This is a genomic window from Flavobacterium sp. HJSW_4, assembly GCF_042436695.1.
In the GTDB taxonomy this organism is placed as follows: domain Bacteria; phylum Bacteroidota; class Bacteroidia; order Flavobacteriales; family Flavobacteriaceae; genus Flavobacterium.
In genome coordinates, this window is sequence record NZ_JBHNPP010000014.1 from 87,502 (window position 1) to 113,537 (window position 26,036).

At 33.4% G+C, this 26,036-nt stretch carries 18 protein-coding genes; 9 read left to right on the top strand and 9 right to left on the bottom strand.

The genetic code is table 11. From position 1 onward, the window contains the following. Nucleotides 1–97 precede the first annotated feature (97 nt). From mdh to ACE01P_RS14460, 3 genes are all read left to right on the top strand, one after another. Nucleotides 98–1,033: a malate dehydrogenase gene (gene mdh, locus ACE01P_RS14450; RefSeq protein ID WP_379699020.1), complete on the top strand. Its 936-nt coding sequence runs from the start codon at nucleotides 98–100 to the stop codon at nucleotides 1,031–1,033. A 225-nt stretch (nucleotides 1,034–1,258) separates the two neighbouring features. Continuing rightward, entirely contained in the window at nucleotides 1,259–4,249 is a 2,991-nt protein-coding gene (secDF, locus tag ACE01P_RS14455) for a protein translocase subunit SecDF (protein ID WP_379699022.1), read from the top strand. 87 nt (nucleotides 4,250–4,336) lie between these two features. Continuing rightward, entirely contained in the window at nucleotides 4,337–4,948 is a 612-nt protein-coding gene (locus ACE01P_RS14460) for an acyloxyacyl hydrolase (protein WP_379699024.1), read from the top strand. A gap of 56 nt (nucleotides 4,949–5,004) precedes the next feature. On the opposite strand, the gene lgt is transcribed toward ACE01P_RS14460, so the two are convergent. The 5 genes from lgt to ACE01P_RS14485 all read right to left on the bottom strand — a co-directional run bounded on the left by lgt (nucleotide 5,005) and on the right by ACE01P_RS14485 (nucleotide 9,937). Continuing rightward, on the bottom strand, nucleotides 5,005–5,937 hold the full coding sequence (lgt, locus tag ACE01P_RS14465; RefSeq protein WP_379699026.1) for a prolipoprotein diacylglyceryl transferase: 933 nt from the start codon (nucleotides 5,935–5,937) through the stop codon (nucleotides 5,005–5,007). Nucleotides 5,938–5,998: 61 nt separating this feature from the next. Beyond that, nucleotides 5,999–6,244 (bottom strand): membrane protein insertion efficiency factor YidD, encoded by a 246-nt coding sequence (gene yidD, locus ACE01P_RS14470; protein ID WP_379699028.1) that lies wholly within the window; start codon nucleotides 6,242–6,244, stop codon nucleotides 5,999–6,001. Nucleotides 6,245–6,311: 67 nt separating this feature from the next. Continuing rightward, nucleotides 6,312–7,793: a cysteine--tRNA ligase gene (cysS, locus tag ACE01P_RS14475; protein WP_379699030.1), complete on the bottom strand. Its 1,482-nt coding sequence runs from the start codon at nucleotides 7,791–7,793 to the stop codon at nucleotides 6,312–6,314. Nucleotides 7,794–7,865: 72 nt separating this feature from the next. Beyond that, the gene (folE, locus tag ACE01P_RS14480; protein ID WP_379699032.1) at nucleotides 7,866–8,537 is read right to left on the bottom strand and encodes a GTP cyclohydrolase I FolE; all 672 of its coding nucleotides are present in this window, start codon (nucleotides 8,535–8,537) and stop codon (nucleotides 7,866–7,868) included. A gap of 203 nt (nucleotides 8,538–8,740) precedes the next feature. After that, nucleotides 8,741–9,937, bottom strand: a complete 1,197-nt coding sequence (locus ACE01P_RS14485; RefSeq protein WP_379699034.1) for a pyridoxal phosphate-dependent aminotransferase — start codon at nucleotides 9,935–9,937, stop codon at nucleotides 8,741–8,743. A 123-nt stretch (nucleotides 9,938–10,060) separates the two neighbouring features. Between ACE01P_RS14485 and ACE01P_RS14490 the strand changes: the two genes are divergently transcribed. The 5 genes from ACE01P_RS14490 (at nucleotide 10,061) to ACE01P_RS14510 (ending at nucleotide 17,808) form a co-directional block, all read left to right on the top strand. Then, the gene (locus tag ACE01P_RS14490; RefSeq protein ID WP_379699036.1) at nucleotides 10,061–11,386 is read left to right on the top strand and encodes a PDZ domain-containing protein; all 1,326 of its coding nucleotides are present in this window, start codon (nucleotides 10,061–10,063) and stop codon (nucleotides 11,384–11,386) included. Between the two features lie 142 nt (nucleotides 11,387–11,528). Next, nucleotides 11,529–14,165, top strand: coding sequence for a gliding motility-associated C-terminal domain-containing protein (locus tag ACE01P_RS14495; protein ID WP_379699038.1), 2,637 nt, complete (start codon nucleotides 11,529–11,531; stop codon nucleotides 14,163–14,165). A gap of 31 nt (nucleotides 14,166–14,196) precedes the next feature. Beyond that, nucleotides 14,197–15,123 (top strand): type IX secretion system membrane protein PorP/SprF, encoded by a 927-nt coding sequence (locus tag ACE01P_RS14500; RefSeq protein WP_379699040.1) that lies wholly within the window; start codon nucleotides 14,197–14,199, stop codon nucleotides 15,121–15,123. Nucleotides 15,124–15,133: 10 nt separating this feature from the next. Further along, a complete protein-coding gene (locus ACE01P_RS14505; protein ID WP_379699042.1) occupies nucleotides 15,134–17,263 on the top strand; it encodes an OmpA family protein in 2,130 nt (709 codons plus the stop codon). 65 nt (nucleotides 17,264–17,328) lie between these two features. After that, the gene (locus tag ACE01P_RS14510) at nucleotides 17,329–17,808 is read left to right on the top strand and encodes a hypothetical protein (RefSeq protein ID WP_379699044.1); all 480 of its coding nucleotides are present in this window, start codon (nucleotides 17,329–17,331) and stop codon (nucleotides 17,806–17,808) included. A gap of 73 nt (nucleotides 17,809–17,881) precedes the next feature. On the opposite strand, the gene ACE01P_RS14515 is transcribed toward ACE01P_RS14510, so the two are convergent. Next, on the bottom strand, nucleotides 17,882–18,262 hold the full coding sequence (locus ACE01P_RS14515; protein WP_379699046.1) for a DUF1573 domain-containing protein: 381 nt from the start codon (nucleotides 18,260–18,262) through the stop codon (nucleotides 17,882–17,884). A 254-nt stretch (nucleotides 18,263–18,516) separates the two neighbouring features. Here ACE01P_RS14515 and ACE01P_RS14520 point away from each other — a divergent pair, with 254 nt between their 5' ends. Next, nucleotides 18,517–21,150 carry a valine--tRNA ligase gene (locus ACE01P_RS14520; RefSeq protein ID WP_379699048.1) on the top strand — a complete coding sequence of 878 codons (2,634 nt, stop codon included), beginning with the start codon at nucleotides 18,517–18,519 and terminating at the stop codon, nucleotides 21,148–21,150. Nucleotides 21,151–21,308: 158 nt separating this feature from the next. Here ACE01P_RS14520 and ACE01P_RS14525 read toward each other — a convergent pair whose 3' ends face one another. The 3 genes from ACE01P_RS14525 to ACE01P_RS14535 form a co-directional block, all read right to left on the bottom strand. Further along, the gene (locus ACE01P_RS14525; RefSeq protein ID WP_379699050.1) at nucleotides 21,309–22,622 is read right to left on the bottom strand and encodes an APC family permease; all 1,314 of its coding nucleotides are present in this window, start codon (nucleotides 22,620–22,622) and stop codon (nucleotides 21,309–21,311) included. A gap of 140 nt (nucleotides 22,623–22,762) precedes the next feature. Continuing rightward, nucleotides 22,763–24,991, bottom strand: coding sequence for a TonB-dependent siderophore receptor (locus tag ACE01P_RS14530; protein WP_379699052.1), 2,229 nt, complete (start codon nucleotides 24,989–24,991; stop codon nucleotides 22,763–22,765). A 233-nt stretch (nucleotides 24,992–25,224) separates the two neighbouring features. After that, nucleotides 25,225–25,950, bottom strand: coding sequence for a hypothetical protein (locus tag ACE01P_RS14535; protein WP_379699054.1), 726 nt, complete (start codon nucleotides 25,948–25,950; stop codon nucleotides 25,225–25,227). Between the last annotated feature and the right edge of the window lie 86 nt (nucleotides 25,951–26,036).

Genomic DNA, 26,036 nt, shown 5'->3' on the forward strand with positions numbered 1-26,036 from the left:
TTTCAATTCGTTTAATTGTTTAAATTTACTAGACAATTAAACGAATTGTCTTTTTAAGGAATAGACAAATAAATTAATAACCGATAAAGTAAAAAATATGAAAGTTACCATTGTAGGAGCAGGAAATGTTGGAGCTACATGTGCAGATGTTATTTCTTATAGAGGAATTGCGAGCGAAGTAGTATTGTTGGATATTAAAGAAGGTTTTGCCGAAGGTAAGGCATTGGATATTATGCAGTGTGCTACAAACACAGGGTTTAATACCAAAGTTTCTGGAGTTACCAACGATTATTCTAAAACTGCTGGAAGTGATGTAGTAGTAATTACATCAGGAATTCCGAGAAAACCAGGAATGACAAGAGAAGAATTAATCGGCATTAATGCAGGAATTGTGAAGACAGTTGCTGAAAATGTATTGAAATATTCTCCAGATGCAATTATTGTGGTAGTTTCCAATCCAATGGATACTATGACGTATTTAGCTTTAAAAGCTACAGGTCTTCCAAAAAATAGAATTATAGGTATGGGCGGTGCTTTAGATAGTTCTCGTTTTAGAACCTATCTTTCATTAGCATTAGACAAACCAGCAAATGATATTTCTGCAATGGTAATTGGAGGTCATGGCGATACAACTATGATTCCGTTAACTCGTTTGGCATCTTACAACGGGATTCCAGTAACACAATTTCTTTCAGAAGAAGTATTGCAAAAAGTTGCTGCAGATACGATGGTAGGAGGAGCAACGCTTACAGGTCTTCTTGGAACTTCTGCTTGGTACGCGCCTGGAGCTTCTGTAGCTTATTTAGTAGACAGTATTTTGAACGATCAAAAGAAAATGATTGCTTGTTCTGTATTTGTTGAAGGTGAATATGGACAGAACGATATCTGTATTGGTGTACCGTGTATAATTGGTAAAAATGGAGTAGAAGAAATCGTCGATATTAACTTAAATGATCAGGAAAAAGCATTATTTGCTAAAAGTGCAGATGCAGTTCGTAGTATGAATGATGCCTTAAAAGCTATTTTAGTATAATAAAAACGGCAAAAAAGAAAAAAAGCTGCACTTTTGCAGCTTTTTTTTTGAGATTAATTAATAAATAAATTGGTTAATATTTTCGTTAATTATATATTTGCTCGGTTTAAAAAAAAATTGGTAATTCGTGATCTCGTATTTTTGTTTTAGAAAATCATGTCAGGGCTTATTTTATGGGACTTTAAAACAAAATCAAAAATAAAACATAATTAATTTTTAGTAATAATGCAGAATAAAGGACTTATTAAATTTTTCGCAATTCTATTTGCATTGGTAAGTATTTACCAACTATCCTTCACTTTTGTGGCAAATAGTGTCAAAAGTGAAGCTAAAGCTTTCGCAGGAGATAATCCTGATAAAGAGCTGAAATATTTAGATTCTATTGGTAAAGAAAAAGTATTAAACCTTGGTTTTACTAATTTCACTTACAATGAAGTGAAAAACAAACAGCTTAATAAAGGTCTTGACTTAGAAGGAGGAATCAACGTAATTCTTCAAATTTCTATTAAAGATGTATTAAAAGGTTTGGCTAATAATTCTAAAAATCCAGTTTTTAATAAATCATTAGCTGATGCATCTGCAAACTTAGAAGGAAATAAAACATATTTAAATAAGTTTTTTGAAGCTTTTGAAGCAAATTCAAAAGGAACTGTAAAATTAGCATCTCCAGATATCTTCGCAAACAGAAGTCTTCAAGGAGAAGGTGGTGTAGATTTTCAAATGTCTGACGCGCAGGTTCAAAAAGTTATCAAAAGAAAAGTTGATGAGTCTGTAGAAAGTGCTTTTAAAGTATTAAGAGAGCGTATCGACAAATTTGGTGTTACACAACCAAACATCCAAAAATTAGGAGAAACAGGAAGAATCTTAGTTGAGCTTCCAGGTGCTAAGGATGTTGATAGAATTAAAAAATTATTAGGTGGAAAAGCTCAATTAGAGTTTTGGGAAACTTTCAAAATTGAAGAAATTGGTAATTTCTTAGTATCAGCAAACGAAGCTTTAAAGAAAACTGAAGTTAAAAAGACTGAAACTAAAACTGTTGCTAAAGATTCATTAAATGCATTATTAACTGATGCTAAAGATTCTTCAGACGTTAAAAAAGGAAATAATCCTTTATTTGATAAAATGATCGTTCAAGGTGGTGGACCGGTTTTAGGATACTTTGCTCCTAAAGATACTGCTGCTATCAATGATTATTTCAAAAGACCAGAAATTAGAGTATTATTGGCTGCTGACCAACACTATGCAAAATTTGTATGGAGCAAGCCAACAACTCTAAAAGATCCAAAAGCTAAAGATATTAAAAACGCAGCAGATATTGAAGCTGTTGAATTATACGCTTTAAAAGGAAACAGAGACAATAACCCAGCGATGAGCGGTGGTGTTGTAACTGATGCAAAAGACACTTTTGATCAAATGGGTAAACCAGCTGTTTCTATGCAAATGAACAGCCAAGGTGCTAAAGTTTGGGAAGAATTAACAGGAAGAGCTTTTTCTCAAAAAAGTTATATTGCTATTGTATTAGATGATATCGTATATTCTGCTCCAGGTGTAACAAGCGGTCCTATTGCTGGAGGAAGATCTGAGATTACAGGTTCATTTGATGTTGCTGAAACTAAAGATTTAGCTAACGTATTAAATGCAGGTAAATTACCAGCTTCTGCAGATATTATCCAATCAACTGTTGTAGGTCCATCTTTAGGACAAGCAGCTATTGATGCAGGTACAATCTCTTCTGTATTAGGTTTCTTATTAGTTTGTGTTTGGATGGTATTCTATTATGGTAAAGCTGGTTGGTATGCAAACCTTGCTTTATTATTAAACTTACTATTCTTATTCGGAATTATGGCAAGTTTTGGTTTTGTATTAACATTGCCAGGTATTGCAGGTATCGTACTTACATTAGGTACAGCGGTAGATGCGAACATTATTATCTACGAAAGAGCGAAAGAGGAATTACGTGAAGGTAAATCACTTTCTGAGGCAGTTCAAGCTTCTTACGGATGGCATGGTGCAATGCGTTCTATCATTGATGCTAACGTTACTCACGTTTTAACTGGAGCTATCTTATTTATCTTCGGAACAGGTCCTATTAAAGGTTTCGCATTAACATTATTAATTGGTATCGTAACTTCATTGTTTACATCAATCTTTATTGCTAGAATCTTTATTGATAGAAATATTGCAGGAAAAGCAGATTTAACTTTCTGTACAAATATTACTAAAAACTGGTTTACAAACTTCCACTTTGATTTTATTAAAGTTAAGAAATTCACTTATATCTTCTCTTCTATTGTAACTGTAGTAAGTTTAGTTTCTATCTTCTTCGTTAACGGATTAGATGAAGGTGTTGATTTTGTTGGAGGAAGAACTTTCCAAGTTAAATTTGAAAAAGCTGTTGATGCAACTGTAGTTTCAGATGAATTATCTGCTGCTTTCGGTACTCCGGTTGAAGCTAAAATTTTAGGTGATGATGATCAATTGAAAATCACAACTAAATATAAAATTAAAGAAGATGGTGTAGCTATCGATGAGGAAGTAAACCAAAAATTATACGCTTCATTACAGAAATATTTCCCAAATACAACTTACGATAAATTTATCAACTCTTTTGATGGTAAAAAAGTAGGTGTATTGCAAGCTTCTAAAGTTGGAGCTTCTATCTCTGAGGATATCAAAACTAACTCTTACTGGGCAGTTCTTGGTGCAATGGCAGTTATTTTCTTATACTTAATGGTATCTTTCCGTAAATGGCAATATTCATTAGGTGCGATTGCAGCTGTTGCTCACGACGTTGTATTTGTATTAGGAATCTACTCTTTATGCTACAAATTCATGCCATTCCACATGGAAATGGATCAGCACTTTATCGCTGCGATCTTAACTGTAATTGGTTATTCTATGAACGATACTGTAATTGTATTTGACAGGGTAAGAGAGTTTATTATCGGAAACCGTAAAGGAAGTTTCGAAGATATCGTAAACGCTTCTATTAATACTACATTATCAAGAACATTGAATACTTCATTAATGATGATCATCGTATTATTAACGATGTTTATCTTCGGTGGAGAATCTATTAGAGGATTTATCTTCGCTATGTTAATCGGTATTATTGTAGGTACTTACTCTTCATTATTCATCGCAACTCCAGTATTGGTGGATACGATTTCTAATGATGAGAAACACACAATCGAAGACAAACATAATAAAGCATAATTACTGTTTTAATTATATAAAAAAAAGATCCAGCGAAAGCTGGATCTTTTTTTTGTGCTATATTTAAAAGGAATTTTAAAACGGTTTATGACAAGAAAATTACTTTTATGCTTGCTATTCCTTTTAGCTCTAAAAACGATCGCGCAGGAGCGTAATTCGCGTTTTTCTTTAGGTTTTAACTATGGTTTTGGAAGTGAATTTAATAATAGAAACTATACGTTTACAAATCATTTTTATAAAGTTCAATTATATTATAAAATAAAAGAAACAAAGCATTTTCAATATCAGATTTTAGCTCAGCCTGAGATTAATTTTGCCGAACATCAATTATTGAATTTTTATTTTGTTAAACCTGATGCGTCAAATTATCAGCAAAAAAGAGATGAGTATACACGATTAAAAGATGTTCGCGAATATGTGCTTAATTGTGGTTTTTTAATTCGTAAACCTTTTGCTAAAGTTTGTTCTTTTTATGTTTTAGGAAGTATTGGTCCAATGATTACAGATACAGAAACCGAGCGTATGTCTAAAGGTTTTGCTTTTGCCGATGTTTTAGCGGTTGGTATTACTGCAAATTACGATAAGTTTCAGTTTGATATTCGTCCAAGCATAAGGCATGTTTCTAATGCGGGTTTGGGAAGTAGTAATGCGGGATATAATACAAAGAATATTGAATTTGGTATTTCGTATCAGTTATAAAAAGAAAATGCCCAATATGTGAAATATTGGGCATTTTGTATTTGATTGAAATAATTTTATGATTCAGCTAAAGGATTTCTCTGAGCTCTTATGACAAAGAAAAGTCCAATAATGATAAATGGTATGCTTAACCATTGTCCTGTTGAAAATAAGCCTAATTCGCTTTCAATACCGCCTTGGCTTTCTTTTACAAACTCTACAATAAAACGAACAACAAATAAAAGCACTAAAAATAATCCGAATAAAAGACCAGATTTAAGTCTTGCGTTTGTTTTCCAATATAAAAAGAATAAAATTGCAAAAACAAAAATATAACAGAATGCTTCGTACAATTGTGTAGGATGTCTAGAAGGAACTTCTGCTAACAATGTTGCAAATTTTGGATCTGTTGCAATTGCAGTATAAGCTTCTTTTGGATCTGGAATTCCCGTTTTTTGTACCGCTTCAGCTTTGCTGAATGTATCGTGAAGGAAACGGATTCCGAAAGCAGATGAAGTTTCGTGGCCGATAATTTCAGAATTGAAAAAATTTCCTAAACGAACAAAAATAGCACCGCTAGCTACAGGGATTACCACACGGTCTAAAATCCATAATAAAGAACGTTTAAGTATTTTTTTGCTATAATAGTACATTGCAATAATAATCGCAATTGCTGCTCCATGACTTGCTAATCCTTGGAAACCTGTAAATTGAAACTCAGGTTCGAATTTAAACGGAAGAAAGATTTCTAAAATATGATTTCTGAAATATTCCCAATCATAAAAGAAAACATGTCCTAAACGCGCTCCAATTAAAGTTGCCAAAACAGTCCAAACGAACAAAGAATCTAGTTTTTCAATTGATTCATTTTCTCTTTCGAAAATCTTTTTCATTAGGAACCATCCTAATCCAAAAGCAATTACAAACATTAAGCTGTAAAAGCGAATCATAAAAAATCCTAAGTTGATTCCCTCAGAAGGATTCCAAACTAAATTTAAGGCGTGTGTCATGTATGAAATTTTTATATCTGTAAAAATAAATATTTAATGTAAAGTACCGCTTTCTAAAAGGTTAATGTTTATGGTTGCATTTCTTTTCAGGCACAGGATCGTAGCCGGTTCGTCCCCAAGGATGACAACTTAAAATACGTTTAATGCCTAAATATCCGCCATAAAACAATCCATGAATTTGCAATGCCTGAATCATGTAAGTCGAACAAGTCGGCTCAAATCTGCAGGAAGCAGGTGTAAACGGCGAAATGGCAGTTTGATAAAAACGAACCAAGAGCACAAACGGATATATTAGAATTTTCTTCATTTAAAAATCAGTGATTTGTGTTCATTATATGGTGCCGCTTTTTAGCAGAACTGAATATAAAAACTTTTTATTGAATACTAAACGTAGTTCCTTCTTTTCCGTCTTTAAGCTGAATTCCTAAAGCAATTAATTGATCGCGAATCTGATCAGAAAGCGCAAAGTTTTTATCTGCTCTGGCTTGATTTCTCATTCCGATAAGCATATTTACCACGCCGTCTAATTTGTCGCTATCTCCATCAGCAGCTTTGTCATCGTTGAGACCTAAAACGTCAAACACAAAAGCATTTACAGCTTTTTTGAAATCAGCTAAGTCATTAGAAGAAATGGTTTCTTTGCCGTCTTTTAATAAGTTGATATAACGAACAGCTTCAAATAATTGCGCAATTAAAATTGGCGTATTGAAATCATCGTTCATTGCATCGTAGCAAAGTTGTTTCCAAGCTGAAAAGTCAATAGAACTTGTGTTTCCTGGAGTAATATTTGGTAAAGCATCAACAGCTTCCATTAATCTTTTGTATCCTTTTTCGGCAGCAACAATGGCATCATCAGAGAAATCTAAAATACTTCTGTAATGTGCTTGAAGCATGAAAAAACGAGTTACTGAAGCAGAAAATGGTTTGCTTAAGATGTTGTTGTCTCCGCTAAGAATTTCGCCTGGAAGAATATTATTTCCAGTCGATTTTGCCATTTTCTTTCCGTTTAAGGTAAGCATATTGGCATGCATCCAGTAATTTACTGGTGCTTGACCTGTACAAGCTTCGTTTTGAGCAATTTCACATTCATGGTGAGGGAATTTTAAATCCATTCCGCCTCCGTGAATGTCAAAATGATTGCCAAGATATTTGGTGCTCATTGCAGTACATTCAAGGTGCCATCCAGGGAAACCATCGCTCCAAGGAGAAGGCCATCTCATGATATGTTCTGGTTCCGCTTTTTTCCAAAGTGCAAAATCTTGAGGATTTCTCTTGTCAGATTGTCCGTCAAGATCACGCGTATTTGCTAGCATATCATCGATATTTCTACCGCTTAAGATACCGTAATTATTGGTTTCGTTATATTTAACAACATCAAAATACACAGAACCGTTGGCAACGTAAGCGATACCTTTATCGATTATTTTTTTAATAATTTCAATTTGCTCAATAATATGTCCTGTCGCTGTAGGTTCAATGCTTGGAGGTAAAAAATTGAAGGCTTTTAGAATGTTATGAAAATCTACAGTGTAGCGCTGTACAACTTCCATTGGTTCCAATTGCTCCAAACGTGCTTTTTTAGCAATTTTATCTTCACCTTCATCCACATCGTCTACGATATGTCCAACATCGGTAATATTTCTAACATAACGAACTTTATAATCTAAATGCAGAAAATATCTGAAGATTACGTCAAAAGACATAAAAGTTCTCACGTTACCCAAGTGAACATTGCTATATACCGTAGGTCCACAAACATACATTCCAACGTTTCCTTCATGGATTGGTTTGAAATCTTCTTTTTCGCCAGAAAGCGAATTGTATATTTTTAAAGGCTGACTTGTATATAGAGGCATAGTTTTGCTTGTTGTAATTTGTTTAAATTTTGATTTTAAAAAGCATTAATCTATTTAATGATTAATCAAATTTTAAAATTGAGTATCTAATTTGATATAGTCAAGAAATTCTCTCTTCGTTTGTGGATCTTGGAATTTTCCTCCGAATTCAGAAGTTACAGTGCTGCTTTCGATATCTTTAATTCCGCGAGAATTTACGCAAAGGTGTTTTGCATCAATAACACAGGCAACATCTTCTGTTCCTAAAGCTTTTTGTAATTCTTGAACAATCTGCATAGTTAGACGCTCCTGTACTTGAGGTCTTTTTGCATAATACTCAACGATACGATTCATTTTTGATAAACCGATAACGCGTCCGCTTGAGATATAAGCTACGTGAGCACGTCCGATAATTGGCAGTAAGTGGTGTTCGCAAGTAGAGTAAACCGTAATGTTTTTTTCTACAAGCATTTCGCCATATTTGTAATTGTTGTCAAAAGTCGAAGCTTTTGGCTGTTTTGCAGGGTTAAGACCTCCAAAAATTTCTTTTACAAACATTTTTGCAACTCGGTTTGGAGTTCCTTTGATGCTGTCATCTGTCAAATCCATTCCAAGAGTTTGCAGAATGCTTTCAACATCTTTTTTAATTTTTTCTATTTTTTCTTCATCAGTGATATCAAAAGCATCATCTCTAAGAGGATTTTTTGCATTACTGCTAAAGTGATTATCTCCTATTTCGTCTAAAAATTCTTCGTTGTTTATCATTAAAAACTACTATTAGTAAATGTATTCCTTTTTTAAGGGGGTAAAGATAATTAATAAATAGGAAACCTTTTCTATGGTTTTTAGGAATTAATTACTCGTTTTTGGATATAATTTAAAATTTAAGGAGAAATACTGTTATTAAAAACAAAAAAGACAACAACGAAAAACGTTATTGTCTTTTTAAATCTATTATAATGAATTGATTATCTGTTGTTGTAAACCAATAAAGCTTCCTTTAAAATGTTTACGGCTGTAATCAAATCTTTTTTATTTAAAACATAAGCAATGCGAACTTGATTCAGTCCCATACCAGGTGTCGAATAGAAACCTTTCGCAGGAGCGATCATTACCGTTTCGCCATTTAAATCGTAACTTTCTAAAAGCCATTGTGCAAAATCGTCTGAATCTTTGATTGGAAGTTCTGCAATACAATAAAAAGCGCCTTTTGGTTTTGTTACAATAACACCATCAATCTTGTTTAATTCGGCGATTAAAGTGTTGCGGCGTTCTTTGTATTCTCCAATTACTTCGTCAAAATAACTTTGAGGCGTATCAATTGCAGCTTCACAAGCAATCTGCTCAATAGTTGGCGGACTCAAACGTGCTTGAGCAAACTTCATTACAGTTGCCAAAACATCTTTGTTTTTTGTCACCAAACAACCAATTCTTGCTCCACACATACTGTAACGCTTAGAAACAGAATCGACCATGATTACGTTTTGCTGTACATCTTCTAAATTCATTACAGAAAAATGTACATCATCGCCATCATATAAAAACTCACGATAGACTTCATCAGCGATTAAGTATAAATCGTGCTTTTTAATTAAGCTAGCAAGCTGTTTAATTTCTGCTTCAGAATATAAATATCCAGTCGGATTTCCAGGGTTGCAAATCAGAATGGCTTTTGTTTTTGGTGTTATTAGTTTCTCAACTTCATCAATGCTTGGCAAAGCAAATCCTGTTTCGATAGTAGAAACAAGAGGCACTACAGTTGCACTTGTAGAAGAAGCAAACGCGTGATAATTAGCATAAAAAGGTTCTGGGATAATAATTTCATCTCCCGGATCTGTAATTGTGGCCAGTGCAAAAAGTAAGGCTTCAGAGCCACCAGTTGTTACAATGATGTCTTCTGTGTTAACGTTTACATTTTGGCGCTGGTAAAATTTTGCTAATTTTTTTCTATAGCTTTCATATCCGGCAGACGGACTGTATTCTATAAGTGTCAAATCAATATTTTTTACCGCCTCGATGGCCACTTCCGGTGTCTTGATATCCGGTTGACCAATGTTTAAGTGATACACCTTGTGTCCTTTTTTCTTTGCTAAATCAGCAAAAGGAGCCAGCTTGCGTATCGGAGATTCGGGCATGTTTTTTCCCTTGAGTGAAATTGTCGGCATGAGTATAAATTATTGAAGTGCAAATTTGCGTATTTTTTTCGTATTTAACGTAAATAATAAGGGTACTTCTAAAAATGTAACAATAATAAATATATTTAGTAATTTTATAATAAAATATTGTCAATGAAAAAATATATAGTATTGTTTTTTGGGTTATTCTTACCTTTTTTGCTTTTTGGACAAGGCGATTTTATATTGGAAAACAATGCAACAAAGGCTACAATCCCTTTTAAACTGATAAATAACCTTATTTTTATTCCAATAAAAGTAAACGGAGTGGAGCTAAATTTTCTGCTAGATTCAGGTGTTGAAGAAACAATTCTCTTTAGTATGGATGAAAAACAGGAAGTTAGTTTTAACAATGTGGTGAAAATTAAACTCCGTGGATTAGGAAGTGAAGAAGAAATAGAAGGTCTAAAATCAACAAGGAATATTCTAGAAACGCATGGTCTGAAATCAAGCGACCATATGGTTTTTATTATCTTAGATCAAAGCTTTAATCTGTCTTCGCATATCGGAATTCCTGTTAACGGAATTATCGGCCATAAATTCTTTAGAAATAATCTTGTTGAAGTAAATTATCAGAAAAAGAAAATAATAGTGCATGCGAAGGGCAATAAGTTTCAGGAAAAACTAAACAAACAGTTTAGAATGGTTCCAATAACTGTAGAAAAGGCTAAACCTTATGTAATGACAACGGCTACAGTAAATGATCAAGAAATTCCGGCGAAGCTTTTAATTGATATTGGAAATAGCGATGCTTTTTGGGTTTTTGAAAATGATAAAATAAAGCTTCCAAATAAAAATTTTCCTGATTTCTTAGGAAAAGGATTTAGCGGTGATATTGAAGGGCATCGCGCTAAAATTGATAAATTTTCGATTGATGAATTTGATTTTAAAAAACCAATAGTCTCTTTTCCTGATTCAGCATCCATTCGTAACGTTAAGATGGTTCCAGGACGTATTGGGTCTGTTGGAGGCGAAGTTTTGAAACGATTTACTCTGGTTTTAGACTATGGAGAAAAAAAACTGTACTTAAAAAGAAACAGCAAATTTGGAGAACCGTTTACTTATAATAAAAGCGGAATCACAGTTCAGCACAACGGACTTCAGTGGGTGCAGGAAACGGTGCATTTAGAAACGGTGCGAGTTGCCTCTACAATGGATGAATTGCAGGAAAAAGATAGAAATGATAATAATTTCAAATATAAATTTGCTCTTAAACCTGTTTATGAAATAGTTAATGTGCGAAAAAATTCTGCAGCCGAAAAATGCGGATTGCAAAAAGGAGATATTATTGTGAGTATTAATAAAAATCAACCTTATAAATATAGTCTTCAGCAAATAAATAGTCTTTTAAAGTCGGAAGATGATGTTTGGATTAATATGGAAGTCGAACGAAACAGTTTGGTGCTGAAATTTAGATTTAAATTAGAAGATGAATTGTAAAAAAACATTCAGTTGTATTTTTATTGAAAAACCTTGATTCATAATGCTGTATAGTAGGAATGTCTTTATTTTGTGAAAATAAGTTTGTTAAAAATTAGTTTTTTAGTTAAATATTTTCTTATGTTTAGCAAAAATTTAATTTATGGCAAAAAACTACTTTAGTTACCTACATTTTGTATTATTTTTTATTTTTTTTACGCCACTTTCTTCAAAATTATATGCCCAATGTGCTGGTGACGACAATGTAAACGAATTAATTTGTGATGTTGCTAATCCGATTTATCAATCTGTAAATTTATTTTCTTTACTAGGAGGTTCTCCAGTTCCTGGCGGAACATGGACAGATGATAATAATCTACAAGGCTTAAATCCTTCAACGGGTATTTTAAATGCTCAATTTATCCTCAGCGGAGGAGAATATCACTATACCTATACAGCTCCGGCAACTTCGGGCTGTACAGATAACAAAGCTGTAGTTACAATTACTATAGGTGCATACGTTGGAGTGGGATCTCAAGCAACAGTTTGTAACGAAAACCAAAAGTTTAATCTTTTTACAGCATTTGACAGTAAAGTGATGGGGCCGCATGTAAACGGAAAATTTACTACTAGTACCGGTCTACCCGTAGATCCTATAATAGATATTGGGAATTACACAGTCAAAACTACACTTGATTTTATTTATACTGTGCCACCTGTGCTTGCGTGTTCTCCTAACTCAAAATCGACCAATGTACAAGTAACCATTTATATAGCTCCGAAAATTGGTCAGCCACAAGATTTGGAGTTATGCGGAACTACAGATTTGGCTGGCTATACTGATTTAGATTTGTTTGATCAGTTAAGTGGAGGCGACAAAGGAGGAACTTGGACGGGGATAGGACTAACTTCTCCTACAGATCATAATATTAATCTTCAGGAATTATTTGATACAAGTGGACCTGGCACATACTCTTACACCTATACTGTTTTAGCAGTTCCTGGTAATAGTATATGCGCTAATAAAGATGTTACAGTACGTATAAGTCTAGAGAAAAGACTTGATTTTTCAGGGTCTAAAATTGAAGTTAGTAAAGATATCTGCGAATCTGAAATTGCAACGGCGACTTATTCGGCAAAAATTACTCAAGGTCCAGATAATATTCCCAATGGAACTTATGATGTTAATTTTAGTGTTGTAGGGCCAGGAGTATCAGCATCTGAGAATGTAAGAGCAAATTTTATAAATGGACAATTTAACTTTGGAATACGTTCCTCTTATTTTAGGCAAGTAGGGCAGTATACCATTACAGTTACGAGTATATCGCCTACGACGGGAAAAGGAAAATGTGTCAATATTTTTAGTCCATTTTCAAACGTTTTAAACATCTATCCACTGCCACTTTTAACTAATGCAACATTGACTTCGCTTCCGATTTGTCAAAATGATGCTGGATTAATCCAGCTTACAACGCCTCAATTGATTGACGGAACTTATCGTATTTGGTACAACATAAATGGAGACAATCTTGCTTTGGGAGAAACAGCTGTAATACAATCTGTTGGCGGAAAAGCATCTTTTACAATTCCAGGAAATTTGAATATAAGAAGCGGTCTGTCAGTAATTACTATTTACAGCATCACGAATATAACAAATCCTTCACCTCAATGTACTAATAGAGCAAATGTTGCAGGAAATCTGTATATAAATCCGTTGCCAAACGCTGCAACCGTAACTGCGGCAGTTAAAGATTTTTGTTTGAATGCGCCAGTAACCGTAGAAGTTTCGGGTTTAGGGAATTTAACGAATGCAAGTATTTCTTATGCATTATCAGAAAGTAATATCTCTGCTGTTCAAACCATAACTAAAGCAGTAACAAATGGTAAATTAGATTTTATTATTCCTGCCGAATTGCTTTTAAATACAGGCTCGACAAAAATTACATTATTGAATTTAACGAATACAGTCACAAATTGTGTTGTAAATCTAATTAATGTTACAGACGATTTTATAATAAATCCGATTCCGCCTGCGCCAATTGTGATAGATCAGAAATTTTGTAAAGTTGATGAAGCGGTAATTGCCAATTTAGAACCAAACGGAACTCAATACAAATGGTATAATTCGGCAACAGCAACAACGCCGCTAGCATTTGATTATGTTTTAAAAACAGAAGATTATTACGTTAGAGAAACCTCTGCCCAAGGCTGTACTTCAGAACCGGCAAAAATTTCAGTTTTAATATACGATACGCCAGCACCAGAAATGAACGAAGCCGCAGATTTTTGCGGACTAGCAAATCCAAAAATAAGCGATCTGTCTAATAAAACAAACGTTCCTTCAACGGTGGCTTGGTACGATGCAGTCGACGGAAATTTACTCCCATCAACCACATTATTAGTTCATAATGCAATTTATTATGGATATGATTTGAATGAGACAACAAGATGTATGTCTGAAAGTTATAAAGAAGTAAAAGTTTCACTTCAAGACTGCGAGGTTGCGCAGTACGATTTCTTTATTCCAGACGGATTTTCTCCAAACGGAGACGGTGTAAACGATTCATTTGTGATAAAAGACATTGAGTTTTTATATCCAAATTATGTGCTTGAAATTTATAACAGATACGGAAATGGAATGTATAAAGGAGATAATAGTAAACCAGCTTGGGATGGCAAAAATTACGAGAAAAGCGGTATCGCTGGAGGTATTGCGCCCAACGGAGTTTATTTTTATGTGCTTCATTTTAATAAAGACAATAGACCTCCAAAACAAGGTCGTCTTTATTTAAATCGATAAATCTCTTTTACATTTTTAATATAATTTTCAAATGAAAAAAATAATACTCCTTATAAATTTCCTTTTCTGTTTGTCCGTTTCTGCCCAGCAAGACCCAGAATACACGCATTATATGTACAATATGAGCGTTGTCAATCCTGCTTATGCAACGGGAGTTCCTGCCATGATGAACTTTGGAGGATTATACAGAACACAGTGGGTTGGCGCTTATGGTGCTCCAAAAACGTTTACATTTTTTGGACATACAGCGATTAATGATAAAATAGAAGCTGGAATCTCATTCATTTCTGATGACATTGGTGACGGTGCAAAAAAAGAAAATAACGTTTATGCCGATTTTGCTTATGTTTTAAAATTAGGAGGAAAGAATAAATTATCGCTAGGTTTAAAAGCTGGATTTTCGTCTATGCAAAGCAATTTTAACGGATTTAGATTTACAGATCCAGAAACCGATTTTGCTTTTTCAGAAAATATAAATGCAACCAAACCCAATATTGGAGTAGGAGCTTACTATTTTAGAGACAATCTTTATGTTGGATTATCTGCTCCGAATTTGTTGAAGTCAAAATACATTGAAGAAAAATCAGGAGTGAATGCTTTTGGTTCTGAAGAAATACATACTTTTTTGACAGCAGGTTATATTTTTCAGGTTAGTGATAAAGTGAAATTCAAACCAGCATTTATGTCAAAATTTGTAAAAGGCTCGCCAATAACTTTAGATGTTACTGCGAATGTTTTGTACAATGAAAAGTTTGAATTTGGAGCCGCATACAGAATTGACGATTCAGTAAGTGCGCTTTTCAATATCAATGTGACTCCGACATTGAGAGTGGGCTACTCTTACGATTACACGCTTACAAACTTCGGACAGTTTAATTCTGGAACACACGAAATTATGCTGTTATTTGATTTGGACTTGCTAGGAAAAGGATTTGATAAATCTCCAAGATTCTTCTAAAATGAAAAATATGAAAAAATTACTCGTTATTATATTCGTATTTTCAATACAGTTTATAAATGCACAAGATCAAGAATTGGCCAGAGCAAAACGTTTTTTTGATAAAACGTATTACAGTGAAGCTATTATTTTATACCAAAAATTAGCAGACGAAAGACCTTCGCAAGAAGTCATTAAAAATCTAGCCGATTCTTATTTCTATACTAATGATCTAGTAAAAGCACAACGCTATTATCGTCTTTTGGTTTCAAATTATAGCAATAATTTAGACCGAGAATATTATTTTAGATACGCTCAGACTTTAAAAGCAACCAATAGCAATGACGATGCAAATGCCAATTTAAAGGAATATTATTCTAAATCTGCCAATGCAGAAGATATTGTCAATTTCGAAAAAGAATTAAAAACCTTAGAAAATGTCACCGCAATTGGTAAACGTTTCGAGATTAAAAATCTTCCTGTAAATACTCCAAATTCAGAGTTTGGAGCTGTAAAATATAAAGAAGATTTAGTTTTTGCAGGAGTAAAATTGAAGCCAGGTTTGTTTGATAAAAAATACAAATGGGATAATGAAACCTATTTAAATTTGGTTTCGATTCCGCTTAAAAACATTAATTCGGCAGATTCTATCGTTCATTATTTTGCTAAAGAATTAAAAACCGGAATGCACGAATCGAATGCTGTTTTTACAAAAGATGGCAAAACGATGTATTTTACGAGAAACAATTCTAAAAACGGAAAGAAGAAAAAAGACGACAATAAAATCTCCAATCTTCAAATTTTTAAAGCAGAATTGGTAGAAGGAAAGTGGACGAATATTACATCGCTTCCATTCAATAGTCCGAATTATTCTGTTGAGCATCCTGCTTTGAGCGCCGATGAAAAAGTATTGTATTTTGCTTCTGATATGCCAGGATCTTTGGGCTCTTTTGATATTTATTCAGTTAATATAAATAAAGGTGCATTTGATACTCCGAAAAATTTAGGACCAGAAATTAATACTGATAAAAGAGAACAGTTTCCTTTTGCTTCGGCAGATAACAAACTTTACTTTTCATCAAATGGGCATTTAGGTTACGGATCTTTAGATGTTTTTGTTTCTGAAATAAATGGAAATGAATATTCAAAACCCATAAATGTTGGACTTCCTTTAAATTCTAATTTAGATGATTTTGCTTTTAATATTGATTCAAATACCAAAGAAGGATTTTTTGCTTCGAATAGAGAAGGAGGAAAAGGAAGCGACGATATTTATCAATTCAAAGAAATAAAAGATTTAATTGTTGAAGATTGCAAACAGTTTATCGCGGGAACAATTACAGATATTGATACGCAATTGGCTTTAGAAAATGCAACAGTAATATTGCAAGATTCTGAAAACAGGACCTTAAATACGATTACAACTTCTGCTGACGGGAAATTCAGTTTTACAGTTGCTTGCGAAGCTTCATATAAAATTTCTGCTTCCAAAGAAAATTACACTAATGCGTCTAAAACATTGACTTTAGATAAAACAAGAGATAAAGTTAACGACGGTTCTTTAGCATTAAAATCTTTAGAAATTATCAAACAAGAAGAAAAGCAAATTGCTGAAAATAAGAGAAAGCAAGAAATTATTATTGAAGAAGAAAACAAGAAAAAAGAAGCTTTAGCAGCAATCGAATTAAAAGATAAGGAGAAAAAAGCGAAGGAAGCAGCAATCGTGGCTGCTGAAATTAGAAAGAACGAAAAAGTAAAAGAAATTTTAGCGAAGGAAAAAGATATTGTAAAAGACAAAGACCGTTTGATCATTAAAACAGATCCGATTTACTTTGATTACAATATGTGGTATATCCGAAAAGAATCAAAAGTAGTTTTAGGAAGGGTTGTAGAGCTGTTGAAGAAATATCCAGACATGAAAATCGAAATTGGTTCACACACCGATTCTAGAGGAAATGATAAGTTTAATGAAAATCTTTCTCAAAAAAGAGCCGATTCTACTAGAGAGTTTATCATTCAGTCAGGTATAGATCCTAAACGATTGACGGCAAAAGGTTATGGAGAATATGTGCCAATTATAAAATGTAAAACAGACGAATCTTGCTCTGAAGAAGAACACGAATTGAACAGAAGATCTGAATTTGTAATCAAAAATTTATAAAATTATTGTAAGGAGAAAGTCTTTTTTCTTTAATTTTATAGTGATATCAACGAAATAGAAAAATTATGAGAAATCTAACCTTGTCTTGTTTGCTTTTATCCTTAATCGGATTGCAAAGCTGTAAAAATGAAGAAAAACAAAAAGCTGCCGAAGCTACAAAAGCAGAAGGAGAAGCAGTAGTAAGCACTGCATGCTACAAAGCAATTTATGAAAAGGATACAGTAGATTTAAAATTGAATACTTTAAAAAACGGAAAATTAGCTGGAGATATGATTATGAAGGTTGCGCCTTCAACTGTTAGAACAGGAGAAGTGACGGGCGAGTTTCATGGTGATACTTTGTTTGTAGATTATACTTTTAAAGACAATGTGAATGGAGAGAAAATATTCAAGAATCCGATGGCACTTTTAAAACGTAATAATCAGCTTATTTTGGGTAACGGAACTATGCAAACTACAATGGGAGTTACTTATTTAGTAAAAGACAAACCAATTGATTTTGAAAGCGTAAAATATAAATTTGACACAGTAGAATGTGCTAAATAAAAAAAGAGCTCTAAAAAAATAAAGCCGTTTCTAGTTAAAGAAACGGCTTTTATTATTTTAGAAATTTAAATTCTTATTGAACTTCACCCTTAATTTTAAGAGCGACTCTTCCGTCAGGATAATTTACTGCATTTGTTTCAACAGTAATTGTTTTGCGAATAGGTCCTGCAACCATATTATATTTTACATCGATTTTTCCTTTTTTGCCCGGCATGATTGCTGCCGCAGGTTTGGTTACAACGATTGAACTTAGAGTAGATTCTGCACCTGTAATTAATAAAGGAGCATCACCAGTGTTTGTAAACTCAAAGGAACGAAGTCCGTTGTCACTCTTAGAAATTTTTCCATAATCAATTGTATTGTCTGGGGCTGCAAATTCAATTTTCGGGCCATTTTGTGCATAACTTACTGCGCTAAACAATAAGACTGCAATAAAAGAGGCTGCATTTTTCATATGAAATCTTTTTTTTAATTGTAAGTAAATATACATTCTTTTAATTAACACACAAATTATTATTTCTCTTTTTATAGTCTACTTAATTATTTACTTTTGCTGTCAGTTAGAAATACAAAAATTGAACCAAAATTTCGTTTATTTGTTTAACTGTTAAATTGTTTAACCGATCTTCCTAAATGGATTTCAAAAAACGATTAAACAAATTAACGATTAAACGAATAAATAAAAAGTAAACGATTAAACATATATAAATGACAATTCCAGCACAATTTGACGCTAAGACGATTGAGAGTAAATGGTATGATTACTGGATGAAAAATAACTATTTTCATTCAGAACCAGATCATAGAACACCGTACACTATTGTAATCCCGCCGCCAAACGTCACTGGAGTCCTTCACATGGGACATATGTTGAACAATACAATTCAAGATGTTTTAATTCGTAGAGCGCGTCTTAAAGGATTCAACGCTTGTTGGGTTCCGGGAACGGATCACGCTTCTATTGCTACTGAAGCAAAAGTTGTAGCGAAATTAAAAGCAGAAGGAATCAATAAAAATGATTTGACTCGTGAAGAATTCCTAAAACATGCTTGGGAATGGACAGATAAATACGGCGGAACAATCTTAGAACAACTTAAGAAATTAGGTGCTTCTTGCGATTGGGAACGCACTAAATTTACTATGGATCCAGATATGTCTGCTTCTGTAATTAAATCGTTTGTTGATTTATACAACAAAGGATTAATTTACAGAGGATACCGAATGGTAAACTGGGATCCAGAAGCAAAAACGACTTTATCTGACGAAGAAGTAATTTACGAAGAACAACAAGGAAAATTATTTTTCTTAAAATATAAAATCGAAGGTTCAGAAGATTTCTTGACTATTGCTACAACACGTCCTGAGACTATCTTCGGAGATACTGCAATCTGTATCAACCCGAACGATGAGCGATTTACACATTTAAAAGGTAAAAAAGCAATCGTTCCAATTTGCGGTAGAGTAATTCCAATTATTGAAGACGAATATGTAGATGTAGAATTCGGAACAGGATGTTTGAAAGTAACGCCTGCGCACGATATGAACGATAAAACTTTGGGTGAAAAACACAACTTAGAAATCGTTGATATTTTTAATGAAGACGCAACTTTAAACAGCTTCGGATTACAGTATCAAGGAAAAGACCGTTTTGTAGTTCGTAAGGAAATTGAAAAAGAACTTGAAGAAATTGGAGCTTTAGCAAAAACAGAAATTCACTTAAATAAAGTTGGAACTTCTGAAAGAACAAAAGCGGTAATCGAACCAAGATTATCAGACCAATGGTTCTTAAAAATGGAAGAATTGGTAAAACCAGCAATTAAGTCAGTTTTAGAAACAGGAGATATTAAATTACATCCAAAACGCTTCGAAAACACTTATGCGCATTGGTTAAACAATATTCGCGATTGGAATATTTCTCGTCAATTATGGTGGGGACAACAAATTCCAGCGTACTATTATGGTGACGGAAAAGAAGATTTCGTAGTTGCTGAAAACATCGAAGATGCTTTGAAATTAGCACAGAAGAAAACTTCAAACTTGAAACTTGAAACAAAAGATTTAAAACAAGATGTTGACGCGTTAGATACATGGTTCTCTTCTTGGTTATGGCCAATGTCTGTTTTTGGTGGAATTATGGATCCAGAAAGTCCAGATTTTAAATACTATTATCCAACAAATGATTTAGTAACTGGTCCAGATATTTTATTCTTCTGGGTTGCGAGAATGATCATTGCAGGTTACGAATATGCAGGCGAAAAACCATTTACAAATGTATATTTGACTGGTTTGGTTCGTGATAAACAACGTCGTAAAATGTCTAAATCATTAGGGAATTCTCCTGATCCTTTAGATTTGATCGATAAATTCAGTGCAGACGGTGTTCGTGTAGGATTGCTTTTAAGTGCTTCTGCAGGAAACGATATCATGTTTGATGAAGAATTATGTAGTCAAGGAAAAGCATTTTCAAACAAAATTTGGAATGCCTTCAAATTGATTAAAGGTTGGGAAGTTTCAGAAACTATTCCACAGCCAGAATCTTCAAAAGTGGCAATCGAATGGTACGAAGCGAAGTTGCAACAAACTTTAGTTGATATTGAAGATAATTTCGAGAAATACAGAATTTCAGATTCTCTTATGGCGATTTATAAATTGGTTTGGGATGATTTCTGTTCTTGGTTCTTAGAAATGATTAAACCTGCATACCAACAGCCAATTGACAGCGTAACTTTCGCGAAAGCGATCGAAATGTTAGAAAACAACTTGAAGTTATTGCATCCGTTCATGCCTTTCTTGACAGAGGAAATTTGGCAATTGATTGCTGAAAGAACTCCAGAAGAAGCTTTAATTGTTTCGACTTGGCCAGAAGTAAAACCATTTGACGCAAAATTAATTGCTGATTTTGAAAACTCAATTGAGGTAATTTCTGGAATTAGAACGATTCGTAAAGACAAAAATATTCCGTTTAAAGATGCAATCGAATTAAAAGGAATCAATAGCGAAAATGTTTCAACTTATTTTGATTCAATCATAACGAAATTAGGAAACGTTTCTGCTTTCGAATATGTTTCTGAAAAAGTAGACGGCGCATTGTCTTTCCGTGTAAAATCAAATGAATATTTCATTCCGATTACAGGAAACATCGACGTTGAAGCTGAAATCGCAAAACTGACAGAAGAATTGAATTACACTAAAGGATTCCTGAAATCTGTTGAAGCAAAACTTTCAAACGAGAAATTCGTAAACGGAGCTCCAGAGAAAGTTCTTAATTTAGAAAAACAAAAACAAGCCGATGCATTAGCAAAAATTGCTACAATCGAGCAAAGTTTGGCTGGTTTGAAATAAGAAATCAAATTTAGTTTATAATACAAAACCCGACAGTTTTTGAAAGCTGTCGGGTTTGTTTTTTTTCGCCACGAATTCACGAATTTATTTTTTATAATCTTTAAGCAAAACAAATAATTCGTGAATTCGTGGCTATCTTTTTTTTAAAAGAATTGTAGCTATCTTTTCTTCTTCAAAGCCAAAAATAAAGGATAAGAAATAATCGTAATTGCAACAATAATCATAAAGCTTTTTGGGTCGCTGTAGATAAACCCTCCCAGTAATGCGATTGAAAATATAATAGCGAGTATGGTTGTCCACGGATACCAAAACGAACGATATGGTCTTGGTAAATCTGGTTCTGTGGTTCTTAGTTTTAAAAGAGAATAATAAGCCAATCCCCAAACGATTATCGAGATAAAAGCGGCGAATGAAAATAATACTTCGAACGAGCCTATGCAAATTAAAAACAAACTGAAAAGAGACGAAACCAGTAGCGCAACAATTGGTGTTCCTCCTTTGTTTACGTTTGTTCCTTTTTCAATAAAAAATCCGTCACGGCTTAATCCGTAAAGAATTCTTGGCGGAATCATCATAAAAGCATTCAAAATACTAATTAAAGAAAAGATCGAAATTACGGTTACGATTTTGGCGCCATTTTCTCCGAAAAGAATCTTTGCAACATCGGCAGCAGCCAGATTAGATTTTGCTAATGTTTCGATTGGCAGAACATGAAAAAATGCTGCATTAACCAAAATATAAATAGCAACTACAAGCAAAACGCCACTATATAAAGATTTCGGAATATTTTTGCTTGGATCGTCATTTTCTTCTGCGAAAAAGCAAACGGCATTCCAGCCATTATAAGTTCCGATAATTAATTGTAAAGATTTAAAAAATCCAAAAATAAGTCCGATTTGAAAGATGGAATTATCTGTTTTAATTGGCGGAATTTCAACTCCAGAATACATAAAGCAAGCTACAACCAAAGCCACAAAGCAAATCACTTTTAATAAACTCGTAATTTGCTGAATCAAACTTCCGTTTTTAACTCCGCTTAAGTGAAGCAAAACAAATGCAACCAATAAAGAAATCGATAATACCGTTGAATAATTTGCCAATTGCGGAAATAAAATAATCGTGTATTCGCTAATTACAATGCAATAAAACGCAGGCGGAATTGCATTTACAATATAATCGTACCAGCCAGAAAGAAAACCTGCATACTCGCCCAAAGCTCTTTTGATATAATTGTAAGATCCGCCGGCTTTTGGCAGCATAGTTGCCAGTTCTGAATACGAATTTGCTCCCAATAAAACATATAAACCTCCAAAGAGCCAAGAAGCCAAAATAAGCCAGTAATTGTTTAGCATTTCTGCAATAGTTCCGGGTGTTCTTAAAATTCCAACACCGATTGTTCCTCCAATTAAAACGGCGATATTAAAACTAAGGCCTAAACTTTTTTGTAATTGGTTTTTCTTGGAATCTGACATTCTTGAATTTGTTTTTATGGATTATAATTTCAAACAAAAATAGTGTTAATTGAATTAGGATTGGACTAAAAATAAAAATCCCAAGATTTTCGAGTGAAACTGAAAATCTTGGGATAAAATCAAAACTCTAATTCAATATTTTAGAACTTGTAACGCAAGCTTGTCATTACTTGACGAGGAGCGATTGGGTTCACGCTATAATTCTCGTGAACAGTATAATTTAATTCGTTTGTAATGTTTGATAATTTGCAAAGAATCGAGAATTTTCTCCAAGTATATCCAACAGAAGCATCAATTGTAACATAACCTTCTAATGGAATTTCTCTGTGGTAAATACCATCAGGATATTTAACAAGATCTGTACTATATTGGTCATTCCAACCGCCCATACGATCACCGATATAGTTTCCAATTGCTCCAACAGATAATCCTTTTATGAAACCTTCTTGAATAGTATAATAGAAACTTAAGTTTGCTGTGTTTGCTGGAGTTCTAACAAGACGATCACCTTCAATAAAACTTCCGTTTAAGCCAGATGTTTTAGTGTAACGCATATCGTTGTAGCTGTAACCTGCAATAATGCTAAGTCCGTCAATTGGTCTTGCAGTAACGTCAACTTCAACACCTTTACTTTTAGTTTCTCCACTTAAAACTTTTACGTTTGTATCTGTGTTTAAACTTCCATCAGCTTTAAATTCTGCTGTTTGAGCCAAGTTGCTGTTTGTAATTTGGTAAACAGTAACATTTGTGCTTAATAATCCTTTTAAGAAATCAGTTTTGATACCAGCTTCATATTGATCAATAATAGATGGCTCAATTGGTTTTAAATCTGCTGTAGTTCCTGTGTTTGGAGTAAACGAAGTAGAGTAGCTACCAAAGATAGAAACCTCTTTTCTAGGTTGGTAAATTAATCCAAATTTTGGAGAGAATGCATTGTCCAATTTTTTAGCTCCTACTGTAGGTACTGCATTTTCAGGTTTAACGGTTTGTTTGCCGCCAGCAAAAGTTTCTTTGTAAGTTGTAACTTCAGCTTCTTGCCATGACCAACGTACACCTGCTAATACTTTGAATTGCTCTGTAATTGAGATTAAATCTTGAAAATAGACACCAAAACGATTCGTTTCTGTTTTTGCAATCTGAGTCGCTCTCGCATCTGGAATGTCATTTCTTTGCGTTGACGGATCAAAGTTGAAAAGATTAATTGTGTCATAATTTGCAGGATTAAATGCAAAAGTATAAGCTGTTGCAAAAGAGTTTTCCCAGTCTGCACCTGTAAATACTTGATGTTTAATTGATCCTGTATTAAAGTTTCCTTGAAGACTTAATTGATCTCCTAAGATTTGTTCTGAGTTATCATTTTGAACTAAAGGTCTTGTCCAGTCTCCGTTATCTTTTACAGTAGATAATTGTGCTGTAGATTTTGAAGCTCTGTCATAAGTTTGGTAAGAGCTATTGAAATTAAGCTTCCAGTTTTTATTGAAATCATGATTCAACAATACAGATGCACTAGCAGATTTTGTAGTACCATTAGACCAAAGTGATCCGAAAAAAGCATTTCTAGGCAAGTCAAGAATTTGTGTGCCGATAATTCCAGTTCCAAAATCAGGTGTCCAGTCTGCGCTTAAGTAATCTCCTTGTAATGTAATTTGAGTTTTAGGATTAATTACAAAAAGCAACGATGGATTTACATATACACGTTTGTTTTTTACAACATCTCTAAAGCTTTCTGAGTTTTCGTAAGAACCATTAATTCTAAAAGCGATTGATTTCGTAAGACCTCCATACAAATCAAAAGCTGGTTTGTAATAAGAGTAGCTTCCAATTTGCATTGAAACTTCTCCACCGCTTTTAAATTGAGGTGTTTTGGTTACTAAATTAACAATTCCTCCAGGCGCTACGTTTCCGAATAATAGGGCAGAACCACCTTTAAGGAATTCTACTTTATCTAGACCAGAAACATCAGGAATTGATCCTGAATTGTAACGGAATCCGTTTTTAAACATATTGTTTGCAGACATGTCATAACCTCTAGAAAAGAAAGATTCCTGAGCACCACCACGAGCAGAACCAACGTAAACACCGTTAGCATTTTTAAGAACCTCGCTTAATCTGATAGCCTGTTGTTGTTCGATAACTTCAGAACCAATAACTTGTATGCTTTGTGGATTATCCATTGGTTTTAATCCAGAGCGAACAGCTGTTACCGGTTTTGGTTCTTTAGTTTTAGTAACAACTACTTCATTTAAAATTTCTCCCTTTTTATTCTTAACAGTATCGTTTACTGAAGAAGTAGATTCGGTGCTTGAATAGTCTTGCGCATAAGAGGCAAAACTCAATAATCCTAACGCAAATAGTAAATTATATTTCATGTTATTTATTTAGATTCAATAAAAATAGATCGCCGCAAATATACAATTGACTAAATGTGTTAACGAAATTTTAAGATCGTTTTCTTACTTAAACCTTACTTATTGTTTTCTTAAGATTGTCTTAAGGATTTTCTAATGTTATTTTAATTTAGTATTAATAGAAATAAAAAAACCTTGCCGTTAAGCAAGGTTTTTTAAATTGAAATTAAATCTAAGAATGAAGTTTTCTAAATTTATTTTACTGCAATTTGGTAAGTAGCCATTTTCCAGATTTCATCGTATTTTTTTCCATTGTGTTCACCAGCAGATTTCTCAGTATAAGCGAACTCAACCATATAATTTCCTGACCAAATAGGAGTAAAAGAGATTTCTCCTTTATCATTTGTCCACAATTCTTTTTCCCATCCGTTTGGAGCGATTACCTTAATTTTTTGAGATTTTGCAATAGCACCTTCGTATAAAGCAGAAACGTTAACCGCAGTGTTCTTTTTCGCTACATCTGCATTTTCAGAGAAAACGCTAATTTTATTATTGTTTGCAGCAGCCACATTTCCAGCCGATTTATTTCCAACAACAACTGTTGCGCTTGAGTTATAATCTAATTTCATTGTTCCGTAAACATCTCCAACTGTGTGGTGCATTACAATTGTGTAAACTCCATCTTCATCAGGTGTAAAGAACGCTTGATATTTATTTTCTAAAGCTTTAGACGTTAATTTTGTTTCTTTTTTTGAAGGAGAAATTACTACTAGCGAAAAATCTTTTAAATCAGAAAACCATTTATCAGCTTTTGTAATGTCGTTATCAGAGAATTCTCCAAAGTAAACAGAAATTTCCTGAGCTTTTCCTTTTGTTCCTGTAGCTTTTGTATCAATCCAAAGTGCGTGAGCAAAAAGCTGAGGTGCAGCGAAAAGCATTAGAAACAAAAAGCTTACTATTTTTAAAGTATTTGATTTCATAAGATCAAGTTTAAATGATTAGATATTTTTTACAAACATAAGTCTTATTTAGAATAATTAAAAATAAAATTCACAAAAAGCGCAAT